Source organism: Streptomyces sp. P17, assembly GCF_032436805.1.
In the GTDB taxonomy this organism is placed as follows: Bacteria; Actinomycetota; Actinomycetes; order Streptomycetales; family Streptomycetaceae; genus Streptomyces.
The window spans coordinates 14,778-30,865 of the sequence record NZ_JAVRBF010000013.1 but is presented as its reverse complement, the minus strand read 5'-3'; the positions used below and the strand labels follow the sequence as shown (position 1 = coordinate 30,865).

Annotated in this window: 13 protein-coding genes and 1 pseudogene; 7 read left to right on the top strand and 7 right to left on the bottom strand. The window is 71.5% G+C overall.

Going from position 1 to position 16,088, the window contains the following annotated elements:
* Positions 1–35: 35 nt before the first annotated feature.
* Positions 36–1,931 carry an ABC transporter ATP-binding protein gene (locus tag RMT89_RS10775; protein WP_315883594.1) on the bottom strand — a complete coding sequence of 632 codons (1,896 nt, stop codon included), beginning with the start codon at positions 1,929–1,931 and terminating at the stop codon, positions 36–38.
* Positions 1,932–2,066: 135 nt separating this feature from the next.
* On the opposite strand from RMT89_RS10775, the gene RMT89_RS10770 reads away from it, so the two are divergent.
* Positions 2,067–3,041 carry a lysylphosphatidylglycerol synthase transmembrane domain-containing protein gene (locus tag RMT89_RS10770; RefSeq protein WP_315883593.1) on the top strand — a complete coding sequence of 325 codons (975 nt, stop codon included), beginning with the start codon at positions 2,067–2,069 and terminating at the stop codon, positions 3,039–3,041.
* 46 nt (positions 3,042–3,087) lie between these two features.
* On the opposite strand, the gene RMT89_RS10765 is transcribed toward RMT89_RS10770, so the two are convergent.
* On the bottom strand, positions 3,088–3,798 hold the full coding sequence (locus RMT89_RS10765; RefSeq protein ID WP_315883592.1) for an SDR family oxidoreductase: 711 nt from the start codon (positions 3,796–3,798) through the stop codon (positions 3,088–3,090).
* Positions 3,799–3,840: 42 nt separating this feature from the next.
* On the opposite strand from RMT89_RS10765, the gene RMT89_RS10760 reads away from it, so the two are divergent.
* Both RMT89_RS10760 and RMT89_RS10755 read left to right on the top strand, forming a co-directional pair.
* Positions 3,841–4,605, top strand: coding sequence for a crotonase/enoyl-CoA hydratase family protein (locus RMT89_RS10760; protein ID WP_315883591.1), 765 nt, complete (start codon positions 3,841–3,843; stop codon positions 4,603–4,605).
* Between the two features lie 255 nt (positions 4,606–4,860).
* On the top strand, positions 4,861–5,958 hold the full coding sequence (locus tag RMT89_RS10755) for a mechanosensitive ion channel family protein (protein ID WP_315883590.1): 1,098 nt from the start codon (positions 4,861–4,863) through the stop codon (positions 5,956–5,958).
* Positions 5,959–5,962: 4 nt separating this feature from the next.
* Here RMT89_RS10755 and RMT89_RS10750 read toward each other — a convergent pair whose 3' ends face one another.
* Entirely contained in the window at positions 5,963–7,498 is a 1,536-nt protein-coding gene (locus RMT89_RS10750; protein ID WP_315883589.1) for a M1 family metallopeptidase, read from the bottom strand.
* 217 nt (positions 7,499–7,715) lie between these two features.
* Here RMT89_RS10750 and RMT89_RS10745 point away from each other — a divergent pair, with 217 nt between their 5' ends.
* Complete coding sequence (locus RMT89_RS10745) at positions 7,716–9,935, top strand: NADP-dependent isocitrate dehydrogenase (protein ID WP_315883588.1); 2,220 nt, start codon at positions 7,716–7,718, stop codon at positions 9,933–9,935.
* Positions 9,936–10,136: 201 nt separating this feature from the next.
* Here RMT89_RS10745 and RMT89_RS10740 read toward each other — a convergent pair.
* Positions 10,137–10,490: pseudogene (locus RMT89_RS10740) on the bottom strand (VOC family protein); the annotation flags it as partial.
* A gap of 134 nt (positions 10,491–10,624) precedes the next feature.
* On the opposite strand from RMT89_RS10740, the gene RMT89_RS10735 reads away from it, so the two are divergent.
* From RMT89_RS10735 to RMT89_RS10725, 3 genes are read left to right on the top strand one after another with little or no spacing between them, the layout of a single operon-like run.
* Positions 10,625–11,239, top strand: a complete 615-nt coding sequence (locus tag RMT89_RS10735; protein WP_315883587.1) for a hypothetical protein — start codon at positions 10,625–10,627, stop codon at positions 11,237–11,239.
* Positions 11,240–11,248: 9 nt separating this feature from the next.
* Positions 11,249–12,031 carry an N-formylglutamate amidohydrolase gene (locus RMT89_RS10730; protein WP_315883586.1) on the top strand — a complete coding sequence of 261 codons (783 nt, stop codon included), beginning with the start codon at positions 11,249–11,251 and terminating at the stop codon, positions 12,029–12,031.
* Between the two features lie 57 nt (positions 12,032–12,088).
* Entirely contained in the window at positions 12,089–13,312 is a 1,224-nt protein-coding gene (locus tag RMT89_RS10725; protein ID WP_315883585.1) for a cytochrome P450, read from the top strand.
* A gap of 124 nt (positions 13,313–13,436) precedes the next feature.
* Here the strand turns inward: RMT89_RS10725 and RMT89_RS10720 are convergent, their stop codons facing one another.
* From RMT89_RS10720 to RMT89_RS10710, 3 genes are read right to left on the bottom strand one after another with little or no spacing between them, the layout of a single operon-like run.
* Entirely contained in the window at positions 13,437–13,904 is a 468-nt protein-coding gene (locus RMT89_RS10720; protein WP_315883697.1) for a hypothetical protein, read from the bottom strand.
* A gap of 11 nt (positions 13,905–13,915) precedes the next feature.
* Positions 13,916–14,554, bottom strand: coding sequence for a sigma-70 family RNA polymerase sigma factor (locus RMT89_RS10715; RefSeq protein WP_315883584.1), 639 nt, complete (start codon positions 14,552–14,554; stop codon positions 13,916–13,918).
* The gene (locus RMT89_RS10710) at positions 14,551–15,990 is read right to left on the bottom strand and encodes a S8/S53 family peptidase (protein WP_315883583.1); all 1,440 of its coding nucleotides are present in this window, start codon (positions 15,988–15,990) and stop codon (positions 14,551–14,553) included. The genes RMT89_RS10715 and RMT89_RS10710 overlap by 4 nt, the downstream gene beginning before the upstream one ends.
* Between the last annotated feature and the right edge of the window lie 98 nt (positions 15,991–16,088).

Sequence of the window (16,088 nt, the reverse complement as noted above, 5' to 3'; positions counted from 1 at the left end):
GGCCGAATGCAGCGCTCCGCTGCCGTCCCGTGTGTCTACGCCGCCGCCTCGATCTCCGTCGCCGCGCCGGACCGCTCCTCGAACTGCGTCCGGTACAGCTCGGCGTAACGGCCTTCCGCCGCCAGCAGTTCGTCGTGGGTGCCGCGTTCCACGATCCGGCCGTCCTCGACCACCAGGATCTGGTCGGCCGCCCGTACCGTCGACAGGCGGTGTGCGATGACGATCGCGGTCCTGCCCTCCAGGGCCTCGGCGAGGGCCTCCTGGACGGCGGCCTCGGAGGTGTTGTCGAGGTGGGCGGTGGCCTCGTCGAGTATGACGACGCGCTGCCGGGCCAGCAGCAGCCGGGCGATGGTCATCCGCTGGCGCTCGCCGCCGGAGAGGCGGTAGCCACGCTCACCGACCACCGTGTCCAGGCCGTCGGGCAGGGCGTGCACGAGGTGGTCGAGGCGGGCGCGGCGCAGGGCGTCCCACAGTTCCCCGTCGCTCGCGGCGGGGCGGGCCAGCAGCAGGTTGGCACGGACCGTGTCGTGGAACAGATGGCCGTCCTGGGTGACCATGCCGAGGGTCGCGCGCAGGGAACGGGCGCTCACCTCGCGGACGTCGACGCCGCCGAGACGTACGGCGCCGCCGTCGACGTCGTACAGCCGCGGCAGCAGGCTCGCGATCGTCGACTTGCCCGCGCCGGAGGAGCCGACGAGCGCGACCGTCTGTCCCGGCTCGGCACGGAAGGAGAGGCCGCGCAGGACCTCGGAGCCGCTGCGGGTGTCCAGGGAGGCGACCTCCTCCAGGGAGGCGAGGGAGACCTTGTCGGCGGACGGGTAGCCGAAGCGGACGTCGGTGAATTCCACGGAGACCGGCCCCTCGGGGATGTCCTTGGCGTCGGGCCTGTCCTGGATGAGGGGTTCGAGGTCGAGCACCTCGAAGACGCGCTCGAAGCTGACGAGGGCGCTCATCACCTCGACACGCGCTCCGGCGAGGGCGGTCAGCGGGGCGTACAGCCGGGTCAGGAGCAGGGCCAGCGCGACGACGGCGCCGGGGTCGAGGCTGCCGCGCAGGGCGAACCAGCCGCCGAGGCCGTAGACCAGGGCGAGCGCGAGGGCGGAGACCAGGGTCAGGGCGGTGATGAACGCCGACTGGGCGGTGGCGGTGCGGATCCCGATGTCGGCGACGCGGCGGGCCCGGGCCGCGAACTCCTCGGACTCCTGCTCGGGGCGGCCGAAGAGCTTGACGAGGGTGGCGCCGGGGGCGGAGAACCGCTCGGTCATCCGGGTGCCCATCGCCGCGTTGAGGGTGGCCGCCTCCCGCTGCATCCGGGCCATCCTGCGGCCCATGCGGCGGGCCGGGATCACGAACACCGGGAGCAGCACCAGCGCGAGCAGGGTGATCTGCCAGGACAGGGTGAGCATGACGACGAGGGTGAGCAGCAGCGTGACGAGGTTGCTCACCACTCCGGAGAGGGTGTTGCTGAAGGCCCGCTGGGCGCCGATGACGTCGTTGTTGAGACGGGAGACGAGCGCTCCCGTACGGGTACGTGTGAAGAACGCGACCGGCATGCGCTGCACATGATCGAACACGGCCGTCCGCAGATCGAGGATGAGTCCCTCCCCGAGCGTCGCCGACAGCCGCCGGGCGAGGATGCCGAGCGCCGCCTCCACGACCGCGATGAAGGCGATCAGCAGGGCGAGCCGTACGACTCTGCCCTCGTCGTCGCCCGCCACGATCGCGTTGACGACCCCGCCGGCGAGGACCGGAGTCGCCACGGCGAGCAGCGCGGTGACCACGCCGAGCACCACGAACCGCGCGATGCGTCTGCGGTGGGGGCGGGCGAAGGCGCCGATGCGGCGCAGCGTGTCGCGGGCGAACGGGCGGCGCTCCTGCTCGGCGTTCATGACGGTGTGCAGCTGTGTCCACGCTGTGGTCTCCATGCTCATGGGAGAGAACGTAGAACCTCAAGCTTCGTTGAGGTCAAGACGCCGACCGGGCCGAGGGTCCCGATGACCGGACGTAAGCCGGAAGCCCCGATTCCGCAACCCGCCGTTGGCGCGGCGCGGAAAACCTCTCCGAGTGTGACAGCCGTACAACTCCCCGACTCGCCCAAGGGACGACTCCCCCGTCGCGTCCCCGTCCGGCAGATCCTGTGTCTGCTTCCGCTCGTGCTGGTCGCGGTGGTGGCGATGCAGCACCGCGCCGTGCTCGCCGAGGGCTTCACGCATCTGGGCACCGCCGAGTGGCCCTGGCTGCTGGCGGCGGCCGGCGCCACTTGTCTGACCTGGGTGGCCGCGGCCTGCTGCCGGCAGGGTGCCGTGGTCGAGCGGCTGCCCTCGGCCCGGCTGCTCGCCACGCAGTTCGCGGCGGGCGCCGCCAACCATCTGCTGCCCACGGGGCTCGGCGCGAGCGCGGTCAACCTGCGGTTCATGACGGTGTGCGGGCTGCCGCTGGCCCGCTCCTCGGCGGCCATCGCGCTCTACCTCCTCGCCGAGTCCATAGGCCGGGTCGCCCTGCTGGCGGCGCTGCTCCTGGCGTTCCCCGACGCGCTGCGGCTCAGCAGCCTGCTGCCGGAGGGGGCGGTGGTCCCCCTGCTGCTGGGCGTGGCGGCTGCCGTACTGGTGACGGCGGGCATCCTGGCGCTGATCCGCCGGGTGCGCACCGCCGTGCTCTCCTTCCTGCGCACCGCGCTCGGCGAGGCCCGCTCGGTGCACACGCGCGCGTCCCGGGCGCTGGCGCTGTGGGGCGGGGCCTTCGCGTTCCCGGCTCTCCAGGCGGCCGGGCTGGTCGCGGTGGGCGAGGCACTCGGCCTCGACGTGCCGCCCCTGCACATGGCGGTCGCCTATCTCGCCGCCACGGTCGCGGTCGCGCTGATCCCCACCCCGGGTGGTCTCGGCTCCGTCGAGGCGGCGCTGATCGTGGCGCTGGTGGCGGCGGGCGGGTCGGCGGCCGTGGCGACGGCGGTGGTGCTGGCGTACCGGATCATCACGGTGTGGCTGCCGATTCTGCCGGGGGCGCTGACACTGGGGGTGCTGGTGCGCTGGAAGGTGATCTGAGGCGCGCCGACGGCTGAGAGCCCCCGACATGTGAGGCACCCGACGCTCACCAGGGAATCGGCTTGCCGTCCCGGAAGAAGCCGCCGGTCGGTCCGTCGTCCGGCAGCGTGGCCGCCCATACGACACCGGCGGCGCCCTCGGACACCGGACGCCCGCCGCGGCCCATGTCGGTGTCGGTCCAGCCGGGGCAGACGGCGTTCACCAGCACCCGCCGAGGCCCGAGTTCACCGGCGAGCAGCCGGGTGAGGGCGTTCAGCGCGGCCTTGGAGACGCTGTACGCGGGGGTGCCCCCACGCATCCCGGCCAGTGAGCCCTCCTCGCTGCTGACGTTGACCACCCGGGGATGCGGGCTGCGCTCCAGCAGCGGGAGCAGGGCCTGGGTGACCCGCCAGGCGCCGAACAGATTGGTGTCCAGGGCCCGCCGGACCTCGTCGAGGTCGGCGGAGCGGGCCCGTGCCCACGTGTCGTAGAGGATCGCGGCGTTGTTGACGACGACATCGGTACGCCCGAGATGCTCGGTCACCCGGGCGGCCATGGCCGTGACGCTCGCGTCGTCGGAGACATCGAGCCGCACGGCGCTCACCCGCTCCCCGCCGGGATCGGCCCACGCGGCAGCGGCCCGCCCCTTGTCCTCGTCCCGCGCCCCGAGGACGACCCGGTATCCGCGCTCCGCGAGCTGCCGGACGACTTCGAGCCCGATGCCGCGGTTGCCACCGGTCACCACCGCGACCGACGCGTCCGTACCCCGTACCGCCATGGAACACTCCCCTGGTTGTCGCCCGCCGAAGGGGATTCCACCATGCCCGTCCGCGTCGAACGCCAGGGACCCGTCACCACGGTCGTCCTGTCCCGCCCCGATGCCCGCAACGCAGTCGACGGCCCGACCGCCGCCGAACTGGCCGGCGCCTTCCGGCAGTTCGAGGCGGACGAGGAGGCGCGGGTGGCGGTGCTGTGGGGTGAGGGCGGGACGTTCTGCGCGGGCGCGGACCTGAAGGCGCCCGGCACCGAGCGGAGCAACCGGGTCACCGAGGACGGCGACGGCCCGATGGGCCCGACCCGGATGCGGCTGTCCAAGCCGGTGATCGCGGCGGTCGCCGGGCACGCCGTGGCCGGGGGCCTGGAACTGGCGCTCTGGTGCGATCTGCGGGTCGCCGAGGAGGACGCCGTCTTCGGCGTGTTCTGCCGCCGCTGGGGCGTCCCGCTGATCGACGGCGGCACGGTACGGCTGCCCCGCCTGATCGGCACGAGCCGGGCGCTGGACATGATCCTTACGGGACGGCCGGTGGCGGCGCAGGAGGCGTACGAGATGGGGTTGGTCAATCGGGTGGTCCCCACGGGCATGGCCCGCGCGGAGGCGGAGGCCCTGGCCGCCGGGATCGCGCGCTTCCCGCAGTCCTGCTTGCGCGCGGACCGGGCGTCCGTCCTCGACCAGGAGGGCCTGGACGAGACGGCCGCGTTGCGGGCGGAACTCCGGCACGGGGTGGGGGTGTTGGCGGAGAGCCTGGAGGGGGCGGGGCGGTTCGCTGCGGGGGCGGGGCGGCACGGGGCCTTCGGAGACCTGTAGGACCAGGACGCACGCGGGCGCACGGCCGTCCCCCGTCCGCGCTCCGCCAGATTCAGCACCCGCCTCCCGGCGCGGGCGGCCGAAGACCCCGCACCTGGTACGAACTGCTGTGCGGCATACGGCAGGATGAGCCGTCGCGCCCGTTCGGCGTGCGACTGTGCAGCCCGGAATTCGAGCAGGTGACAACGTGACGAAACTTCACATCCGGTCGTCGGCGGAGTATTTCGCCGCCGCTTCGTGCCCCGGAGGTGACCGGTGAAGCGGGATCTCACCATGGACGATCTGCTCATCGCCGGAATCGCCGTGGCCGCGGGTCTGCTGGCGGCGTTCTTGCTGCGGATGCTGCTGCGGTGGCTGGGCAAGCATGCCGACCGGACCCGCTGGAGCGGGGACGATCTGATCGTGGACGTGCTGCGGACCGTGGTGCCGTGGGCGGCGTTCCTCGGCGGTGCGGCCTCCGCGGGCGCAGCGCTGCCGCTGACGAAGACGGTCCAGCACAACGTCAATCAGATCCTGACCGTGCTGCTGATCTTCGTCGTGACGCTGGCGGCGGCCCGCGGGATCGCCGGGGTGATGCGGACGGTCACCCAGTCCCGGCCGGGTGTCGCCGGCTCGGCCACGATCTTCGTCAACATCACCCGGATCCTGGTCCTGGCCATCGGCTTCCTCGTCGTGCTCCAGACCCTGGGCATCTCCATAGCGCCCCTGCTCACCGCCCTGGGCGTCGGCGGTCTCGCGGTCGCGCTCGCCCTGCAGGACACGCTCGCCAACCTCTTCGCGGGCATCCACATCCTCGCCTCCAAGACCGTCCAGCCCGGTGACTACATCCGGCTGAGCAGCGGCGAGGAGGGCTACGTCGAGGACATCAACTGGCGCCAGACGACCGTCCGCAACCTCTCCAACAACCTGGTCGTGATCCCCAACGGGGAGCTCGCGAAGACGAACATGACCAACTTCATGCGCCCCGAGCAGGAGCTGACGATCCTGCTCCAGGTCGGCGTCGCCTACGACAGCGACCTGGGGCATGTCGAACGGGTGACCAACGAGGTCATCGCCGAGGTGATGACCGAGGTCGAGGGCGCCCTCCCGGACCACGAGCCGATCATCCGCTTCCACACCTTCGGCGACTCCCGGATCGGCTTCACGGTCATCCTGGGCGTCGGCGAGTTCAGCGACCAGTACCGGATCAAGCACGAGTTCATCAAGCGCCTGCACAAGCGCTACCGCCGCGAGGGCATCCGCATCCCGGCGCCCGCGCGGACGGTGGCGCTCCAGCAGGGCTCCGTGGCGATCCCGCAGCAGCGCGGCCCGGAGAACGAGCCGGGCGAACTCCCCTCCGCCCGGCTCGACTGACGTCCTACAGGGTCGCCGAGTTGTCGTGGTGGCGGTCCCGCCTGCGAGGACTGGCCTTCGGCGACGACGTCACCGGGTTGACCGTCCAGTCCGGGTGGCCGGGCATCCGCGGGGTCCTGGTGCCGTAGAGCCAGTCCCGCAGGAAGCCAGACAGGTCCTGCCCGGACACCTCGGAGGCGACGGCCATGTAGTCCCCGGTCGACGCCGACGAGTCCCGGTACCGCTCCAGGAAGGCGCGCTCCAGCGCGTTGAAGGCGTCCTCGCCGACGGCCTGCCGCAGGGCGTACAGGACGAGGACGCCGCCCAGATAGCGCTGGGAGTCGAAGAGGTTGACGGCGTTCGGCGCGGCCACCGGCCCTGACGTACTGCGCCACTGGTCGCCCTTGGCGTAGGTGTCCTTCATCCGCGCTTCCATGGTGGTCATGCCGAGCGAGTCGGGCCAGCCGCGCTCGTAGCGGTACAGCAGCCCGTAGAAGTCGGCATGGCCCTCGTTCAGCCAGAGGTCGGCCCAGGTGGCGGGGCTGACGCTGTTGCCGAAGTAGGAGTGGACCACCTCGTGCACCATGTGCGAGCCGATCTTCTGCTCCTCCTGGAGGAGGTACTTCGGCCGGTAGATGGTGAGCGTCTGGGTCTCCAGGCCGGTGAAGCCGAAGGGCTCCGCGAGATCGGAGTTGCACGGCAGCAGGCCGTACGTCTCGAACGGGTAGGCCCCGAGGCGCCGCTCGACCCACTCGACCAGGGCCGGGGTGAGCGCGAGCGCCGGCTCCAGCGCGGCGGCCCGCGCGGTCGGTACGACATCCCTGAGCGGCAGTCCGTGCGGACCCTGCCGTTCCTTGATGACGTAGTCGCCGACGGTGATCTGCACGATCTCCGTGGCGATCGGGGAGCGGGAGCGGTAGGTGTACGCGGTCCGGCCGCCGTCGAGGTTCTCGATGCGCACGAGCTGTCCGCTCGCGACACCGCGCAGCCCCGCCGGGACGGTGAGCCGGAAGGTGAAGTCGGCCTTGTCGACCGGGTGGTCGTTGCAGGGGAACACGGTGTGCGCGGAGTCCGGCTGGCAGGCCACGGCGAACCCGTCCGGGGTGGGGACCCAGCCGGTGTGCGGGAGGCCCCGGCGCGGGTCGGCGGAGTACTCCACGCAGACCGTGGTCCTGGCCTTGTCCGGCAGGGTGGCGGCCGGTGTGATCCGCAGCTTCTCGCCGGCCTGCTCGAAGGTCGCGGCCCGCCCGCCGACCCGGACGGCGCGGATGTCCAGGCCGAGGGCGTCCAGCGAGAAGCGGGTCAGGGCCTGGGTGGTGCGGATGCGCAGGGTGGCGGTGGCGTCGACGAGCCGAGTGGTCGCGTCGTAGGCGAGGTCGAGGTGGTACGCCGAGACGCGGTAGCCGTCGTTCCCGAGGGCCGGGTAGACGGGGTCACCGAGGGTCTCGGGGCCCGGGGTGCCGCTCTTCCCCCCAGCGGCGTGGGCCGAAGGTGCCAGGGTCAGGGCCGCAGCCGTGCCTATGAGGGCGGCCGGGGCTGTCACTCTGGTGCGATATCTCATGGTCTGCTTTCGCTCGGGCGGCCGGCTGGTCAGGTCCGGCCAACGCCTCGGATGAGTGATCCACCTGGATGACCGCAGGAACGGCAGTGGAGGTTGCACTTCCGGCCGGAACTTGTGTCCCGCCTCTCCCGCCCGTGTGCGGACCCCTGTCGAGTCGGGGGCGGTCACGAGATATCTTGATGTCGAGCAATGTTGCAGACGTGGAGCGGAGCACCCGGTGACTGACTCGACCATCATCTATACGCACACTGACGAGGCCCCGGCCCTGGCGACGTATTCCTTCCTGCCGGTGGTCCAGGCGTACGCCTCGCAGGCGGGTGTCGCCGTCCAGACGCGGGACATCTCGCTGGCCGGCCGCATCATCGCGGTGTTCCCGGAGTACCTGGCCGAGGACCAGCGCATCCCGGACGCCCTCGCCGAGCTCGGTGAGCTCGCGAAGACGCCCGAGGCCAACATCATCAAGCTGCCGAACATCTCGGCGTCGATCCCGCAGCTCAAGGCCGCCGTCGCCGAGCTGCAGGGCCAGGGCTACGCGCTGCCGAACTACCCGGACGACCCGAAGACCGACGAGGAGCGGGAGATCCAGGCCCGCTACGACAAGATCAAGGGCTCCGCGGTCAACCCGGTCCTGCGTGAGGGCAACTCCGACCGCCGCGCCCCCGCCTCGGTCAAGAACTACGCCAAGACCCACCCGCACCGCATGGGCGCCTGGAGCTCCGACTCCAAGACGAACGTGGCGACCATGGGCGTGGACGACTTCCGCTCCACCGAGAAGTCGGCCGTGATCTCCGAGGCCGGCTCGCTGCGGATCGAGCTCAAGGGCGACGACGGCTCCACCACCGTGCTGCGCGAGTCGGTGCCGGTCCTCGCGGGCGAGGTCGTCGACGCCTCCGTGATGCGCGTCGCCGCGCTGCGCGAGTTCCTGACCGCGCAGGTCGCCAAGGCCAAGGCCGAGGGCGTGCTGTTCTCCGTGCACCTGAAGGCCACGATGATGAAGGTCTCCGACCCGATCATCTTCGGCCATGTCGTACGCGCCTTCTTCCCGAAGACGTTCGCCCGCTACGGCGAGCAGCTCGCCGCCGCCGGCCTGACCCCGAACGACGGTCTGGGCGGTATCTACAAGGGCCTGGAGGGCCTGCCCGAGGGCGCCGAGATCAAGGCCTCCTTCGACGCCGAGCTCGCCGAGGGCCCGGCGCTGGCCATGGTCGACTCCGACAAGGGCATCACCAACCTGCACGTGCCCTCCGACGTCATCGTCGACGCCTCCATGCCGGCCATGATCCGCACCTCCGGCCACATGTGGGGCCCGGACGGCCAGGAGGCGGACACCCTCGCGGTGCTGCCCGACTCGTCGTACTCCGGTGTCTACCAGGCCGTGATCGACGACTGCCGCGCCAACGGCGCCTACGACCCGTCGACCATGGGCTCGGTCCCGAACGTCGGCCTCATGGCGCAGAAGGCCGAGGAGTACGGCTCCCACGACAAGACCTTCGAGATCCCGGTCACCGGCACGGTCCGTCTTGTCGACCAGAACGGCAACGCCGTCATCGAGCAGGCGGTCTCCGCGGGCGACATCTTCCGCGCCTGCCAGACCAAGGACGCGCCGATCAAGGACTGGGTGAAGCTGGCCGTCACCCGTGCCCGCGCCACCGGCGACCCGGCCGTCTTCTGGCTGGACGAGACCCGCGCGCACGACGCCAACCTGATCGCCAAGGTCAAGCAGTACCTGCCGGAGCACGACACCGAGGGCCTGGACATCCGCATCCTGGCTCCGGTCGAGGCCACCAAGCTGTCGGTGGAGCGCATCCGCCGCGGCGAGAACACCATCTCGGTGACGGGCAACGTCCTGCGCGACTACCTGACCGACCTCTTCCCCATCCTGGAGCTGGGCACCAGCGCCAAGATGCTGTCGGTGGTCCCCCTGATGGCGGGCGGCGGTCTGTTCGAGACGGGCGCCGGCGGCAGCGCGCCCAAGCACGTCCAGCAGCTGGTCAAGGAGAATTACCTGCGCTGGGACTCGCTGGGTGAGTTCTTCGCGCTGGTCCCCTCCTTCGAGCAGCTGGCGAAGACCACGGGCAACGCCCGCGCCCAGGTCCTCGCCGACACCCTCGACCGCGCCACGGCGACCTTCCTCAACGAGGACAAGTCGCCGACCCGTCGCGTCGGCGGCATCGACAACCGCGGCAGCCACTTCTACCTGTCCCTGTACTGGGCGCAGGAGCTCGCCCAGCAGACCGACGACGCGGAGCTGGCCAAGGCCTTCGCCCCGCTCGCCGAGACGCTCTCGACGAACGAGCAGAAGATCGTCGAGGAGCTGAACGCGGTGCAGGGTTCCCCGGCCGAGATCGGCGGCTACTACCAGCCGGACCCGGCGAAGGCGGCGGCGGTCATGCGCCCGTCGGCGACGTGGAACGAGGCGCTGGCGTCCCTGAGCTGACGCTCGCAGTGACTGACCGAAGGGCCGGCACCACGAGGGTGCCGGCCCTTCGGCATGTCCGCGTGTGCGCCGTGTACCGGACGATCTCGTTCAGCCCTGCGCGGCCGTCGATCATGCTTACGATCGGGCCGCGGCCCCGGGAGACACCCGTACGGCTCGCGTAGGAGGGGACCTTGTCCAGCATGTCCAGACGATCGTTGCGCCGAAGGGGTCCTTGATCCGTCCTCCGCGCTGTCCGAAGGCGTTGTCCCCCAGGTCGGTGACGATCTGCCCGCCGGCCGCGACGGCCCGCGAGAACGTCTCGTCGGCGTCGGCGACGAACACGCGCAGCAGGCTCGGCATGCGGGGCCAGTCGGCGCGTCGGTCGAAGGCGAGTACGACGGTGTCGCCGGCGCGGATCTCACCGTGCCCGATCAGTCCGTCCTCGGTGGCCACCCGAGCGAGCTCCTCACCCCCGAACACCTGTCTGACGAAGTCGAGAAAGGCCCCCGTGTCGTCGGTGACGACCCAAGGGGCGACGGTGGTGTAGCCCTCGGGCGCGGCGCTGGTCTGCTCGGTCTTCCTCGTCCTCCCGGTGAACTCGGGTGTCTACGCCGACCATAGAGACGAATTGGGCCTGTTTCCGTCCTCAAGGGGCCGGGTCGGCGCTCCCGGCCGCGTTGTCAGTGCCGTCCGCTACTTTCGGAGCCATGGCGATCACCGCACACCTGCGCGCCTCGGTGAGACTTCCGGGCGGGAGAGCACTGGTCAACGGCTTCGCCCTGGACAGCCGCGAGGGCAGGGCCCCGCGCGCGCTGCTGCCCCACGGGCACGAGCTGGAGGTCTACGACCTGTACGAGGTCTTCGACGGGGAGTTGGCACCGGCCGCCGCCTTTCCGCTGCCCTGGCCCGGCTGGGACCGCGGCGTTCATTCCGTGAGCCCCGGTGGGGAGTTCGCGGTGTTCTCGGGGCAACGTGCCGTGCGGGCGGTGGGCGTCGGCGGGAGGACGCTGTGGGAGTACCGGCACGGCTGCTGGGGGCCCGAGACCGGACATCCGCACAGCGGGGACGAGCAGGAGGTGTGCCGCGGCCTCGCACACGGGTCGTGCCGGGTCTCCGACGACGGCCGGCTCGTATGGGCGCATGTCGTGCTGGAGCCGGAAGAGGGAGCCTGGCAGGAGTGCTGGGTCGTCCTGGACGCCCGGGACGGACGCGAGCTGGCCCGGCTGCCGCTCGACAGCGCCGCCGCCGGCACGGAGTACGCCCGGCACTGCGGCCACGCCGACCTCCTGCGCGAGTGCGTGGACGGCCGGGTGGGGCAGTAGAACCGACCCATGAACTTCGCCCTCACACCCGGTGCCGAGCACTCCCCCGTGATCCTGCATGTCCCGCACTCCGCGCGGGAGATACCCGACGATGTCCGGGCCGGCATCGTGCTGGACGACGTGGCGCTCGACCGCGAGCTCGATCACATCACCGACTCGCACACCGCCCGGATCGCCGCTGAGGCCGCCGCGGCCTGTGCCCTCAGGCCCTGGGTGTTCGCCAACGGGCTGTCCCGGCTCGTCGTCGACCCGGAGCGATTCCCCGACGAGCGGGAGGAGATGCTCGCCGTCGGCATGGGCGCCGTATACACGCGGACGACGCACAAGGACGTACTGCGGGAGGGGGACGGCGATCCCGAGCCGCTGCTCGCGCAGTACTTCCGGCCCTACGCGCGGGCCATGACCGACGCCGTCGCGGGACGGCTCGCGGCCACCGGGCGGGCCGTCATCGTCGATGTGCACTCCTACCCGAGCCGGGCTCAGCCCTATGAGCTGCACGGGGACGGGCCCCGGCCGGCCGTCTGCCTGGGTACCGACTCCTTTCACACACCGCCGGGGGTGCTCGCCGCGGCGCGCGAGGCCTTCGCGGAGTGGGGGGACGTCGGGCTCGACAGCCCCTTCAGCGGGACGTATGTGCCGCTGGAGTTCCACGGGACCGATCCGCGGGTCGGTGCGCTGATGGTGGAGATCCGGCGGGACACGTACATGACCGAGCCCGGCGGGCCCGCCGGACCGGGGCTCACCCGGCTCGCGTCGGCGCTCGCGCGGCTGGTCGACGCTCTGCCCGGGTGACCACCGCCTGGAGCACTCCCGGGCGACAGCGGGGCGGGGAGCGGTGAGGGTGGGGGCATGACTGAGGAGACCACCACGCTCACCGGGCAGGCCCCGCCCCCGGTCCGGGACTGGCCCGCGCTGGACCTCGACGGCACGGACTTCGACCCTGTTCTCGCCGAGCTCATGCGCGAGGGCCCGCTCACCCGCATCCGGCTGCCGCACGGCGAGGGCTGGGCGTGGCTGGCGACCCGGTACGAGGACGTGAAGGCGATCACCAACGACCCCCGGTTCGGCCGGGCGAAGGTCACCACACGTCAGGTGACCCGGATGGCCCCGCACTTCAAGCCCCGCCCCGGCTCGCTCGCCTTCGCCGACCAGCCCGACCACAACCGGCTGCGCAAGCCCGTCGCCGGCGCCTTCACCGTCGGCGCGATGAAGCGCCTGCGCCCCCGCGCGCAGCGCATCCTGGACGAGCTGGTCGAGGGTGTCGTACGAGAGGGGCCGCCCGCCGATCTCATCGAGCGGGTCCTGGAACCCTTCCCCATCGCCGTGGTCAGCGAGGTCATGGGCGTGCCCGCCGCCGACCGGGCCCGGGTGCACTCCTGGACCCGGCAGATCATCTCCACCTCCGGCGGCGCCGAGGCCGCCGAGCGCGCCAAGAACGGCATGTACGGGTGGATCACCGACACCATCCGGGCCCGGGCCCACAGCACCGGCGACGACGTGTACTCGCTGCTCGGGGCCGCCGTGCACCGCGGTGACATCAGCGAGACCGAGGCCGTCGGACTCGCCGGACCGCTGCAGATCGGCGGCGAGGCCGTCACCCACAACTGCGGGCAGATGCTGTATCTGCTGCTCACCCGCCCCGAGCTGATGGAGCGGATGCGGACGCGGCCCGAGGAGCGGGGCGCCGTCCTGGACGAGCTGCTGCGCTTCATCCCGCACCGCAGCAGTGTGGGCCTGGCCCGGATCGCCCTGGAGGACGTCGACCTGCACGGTATGCGCATCCGGGCCGGGGACCCGGTGTACGTCTCCTACCTGGCCGCCAACCGCGACCCGGAGGTCTTCGCCGATCCGGACCGGATCGATCCGGACCGCGCGGACAATCCGCACCTGGCCTTCGGCAACGGCCCGCACTACTGCACGGGCGCGGTGCTCGCCCGCCTCCAGACCGAGCTGCTGCTCGACACCCTGCTGGACCGGCTGCCGGGACTGCGGCTCGCGGTGGCCCCCGACGAGGTCGTCTGGCGCCGCAGGACCATGATCCGTGGTCCGCAGTCCCTGCCCTGCGCCTGGTGACCAGGCCCTAGGAGACCACTGAGAATCTTGAAAACCCGCCCGACTTGCACCGGATTGCCCCAATCGACTTTTGCGGGCGAACCTGGGCGATCGGGGCGGCCCAAGCAAGATCTTCAGGACACTTCTAGGCGCGCAGCCACTCCGTGACGACCACCTCCCCGCCGGTCCGCAGCCGTAGCGCGAACGGGCCGGCGGGCGGGGCGTCGCTGGTGAAGCGGCCCATGGCGTCCGCCGTGAGGGGCGCCGCCGACTGGGGGCCGCTGAGCACTTCGATCCGGGCCGGCTGGGGTGGCAGTACCTGCCCCATCAGGCCCTGACCGGTCACCTCGACGTCGACGGTGACCTCGCCCGCGCGGAAGGTCAGCATCCGCGGCACGTCCGTGGCTCCCCGCACCGGAATGGCGTCCACCACCGAGTCGAAGGTCAGCTCGGCGATCCGGGCGTCGAGGTCGTGCAGCGCGTAGGCGTCGACGGCGATGCGGCTCAGTTCCGCCGGTACCGGGTCCAGGATGGCGGCGGCCCGCCGGAGTTCCTCCTCCAGCAGGGCGCCGTCGAAGCCGTCTTCGTCGAACTCCCCGAACTCGTCGTTCATGTCGTCGTCGTTCACAGCGCTCCCCGTGCGTCGAGTCGGGCCCGAAGGCGGCGCAGACAGCGCTGGCGCAGCGGTCCGATGCTGCCCACGGCGATGCCCAGTGCGGCGGACACCTCCTGGTAGCTGGGCGGCGGCGTGGACATCAGCACGCGCAGCAACTGACGGCAGCGGTCGCCGAGTTCCTCGAACTCCTGCCACAGCCGCCGGACGCGCTCGCTCTGCGCGGCCGCCTCCTCGGAGTCCAGGAGCGACTCCTCGGGCGTACGGTCCTCGCTGACCCGGTCCAGCAGTTGCGGATCGTCGGTCGGCGTGAGCCGCCGCAGGTTCTTCAGGACCTTCAGGCTCTCGTGCCGGGCGGTGCTGGCGAGCCACGACCCGGCCTTCTCCGGCTCACGGATACGGCCCAGATGCTGGGCGAAGCGGAACCAGACGGTCTGGTACACCTCGTGCGCGTCGGCGTCGGAGAGCCGGTGGGAGCGCACCACCGACCACACCAGCGGACTCAGCCCTTCCACCAGCGCCTTCCAGGCCGCCGCCTCACCGTCGACGGCGGACTGGACGAGCGCGCCGACCTCTGCACGATCCACGGCCCCACCCCTCGTGTACGGCAAGTCATCGTACGCCGCGGAGGGGGCGGCTTTGACCCTCATGCCGGAGGAGTGAGCGGCACGACGGGGACCGGGCGCCAGGTGGGCGGGCGCAGCGCCGGCACATGCGCCCCGCGCACCTCGGCGTACTCGGTGTTCGCGGCGAGCAGTTGGGTGCGGGCGGCGCGGGGGTCGGTCTCCTTGTGCGCGGTCATGTGCGCGGCGACCATGCCGGCGACCACGGGAGTGGCGAACGAGGTGCCGCTCCAGTGCGCGAACCCTTCGAACATCACCTGGTCCGGCTTGCCGGTGGTGGTCGCGGCCCGCTCCTCGCTCAACAGGCCGGTGTGCCGCGGCGACTGGCAGGTGCACACATAGGCGAAGCCGTAGCGGCAGGAGTCGTACGTGGAGTGCTGGTACACGTACGGAACCGGCACGTCGAAGCCGGTCAGCGAGCTGGTGAGGCGCTCTCCGGGGGCGTAGGCCTTCACCCAGGCGCCGTGGTTGCTGAAGCAGGCGCCGTACTCGCCGTCCCCGCGCAGCGCGCCGATCGAGAGCACGGAGTCGGCGTAGTCGGGGAGGTCGGCGTAGGCCGCGGGCCAGAAGGGCGTGGCGCTGGCGTTGTTGCCGGCGGCGGCGACCAACAGGGTGCGCTGGGCGCGCAGTTCCTCCATGAAGGCGTCGAGTCCGAGCAGTCCGTCGGTACGGCCGTTGGAGGTGCCGGCGGACAGGCTGAGGAGGTCCGGCCAGCCACCGCGGTCGACGGCCTCGAAGAGCTTGTCGCCGAACTCGGACTCCAGGATCGCGCCGGCGTCGTTGAGGGTGTTGCGGACGGTGATCTCGGTGTTGGGCGAAACGGCCGCGACGAGTCCGGCGATGAACGTGCCGTGTCCGACGTACTGCTGGAGTATCCCGTTGTCGTCGCACTCCTTGATCTGCAGGTCGCCGTCGGTGTGGGCGAGCAGCGGGTAGGAGCGGTAGTCCTTCATCAGACCGGTGTCGATGACGAGGACGCCGATGGCGGTGTCCGCGTCGTACAGCCCTTCGGCCGCCGACGGGTTGGGCGGCTGGGTGAGCGGTGCCGGTACGGGCTCGTCGCCCGGGCAGGCGTTGACGGCGATGGACACGACATGGTTACGGCTGACCAGGCGGCGTCCGGCCCGGCCCTCCGCCGAGCGCAGGGCCCTGAGCGCGCCCGCGACGGCCCGGTCGCCGCGCCGGTCGCCGTGGCCGGGGTCGCCGACCTGGATCCGGGTGATGCCGGAGCGGTTGGTCTCCGGGCTCGCCCGGCGCACACGGTCGGCGGTGAGGCCGGTGAACTCGGTGAAGTGCTCCCGCACGGCGTCCTCGACGACCCGGGCCTCCTCACCGTCCCTGGCCAGCACGACGCCCTTCTCGTAGAGGAACTCGGCGGAGTCGTCCGGCCCCATCGCCAACGGGATGTCGGGCATGGAGCGTTGGATCTGGTCGAACTGCTCGTGGAATCGCTGAGGTGCCATGGCGTGTCCTCCCCCTGAGGCGACAGTCGTCAGTCAGAGCCTCGGAGCCGTCGATTGATACAGCGCCAAACCTGTGTGGCCGGCAAGTCGGACCACTA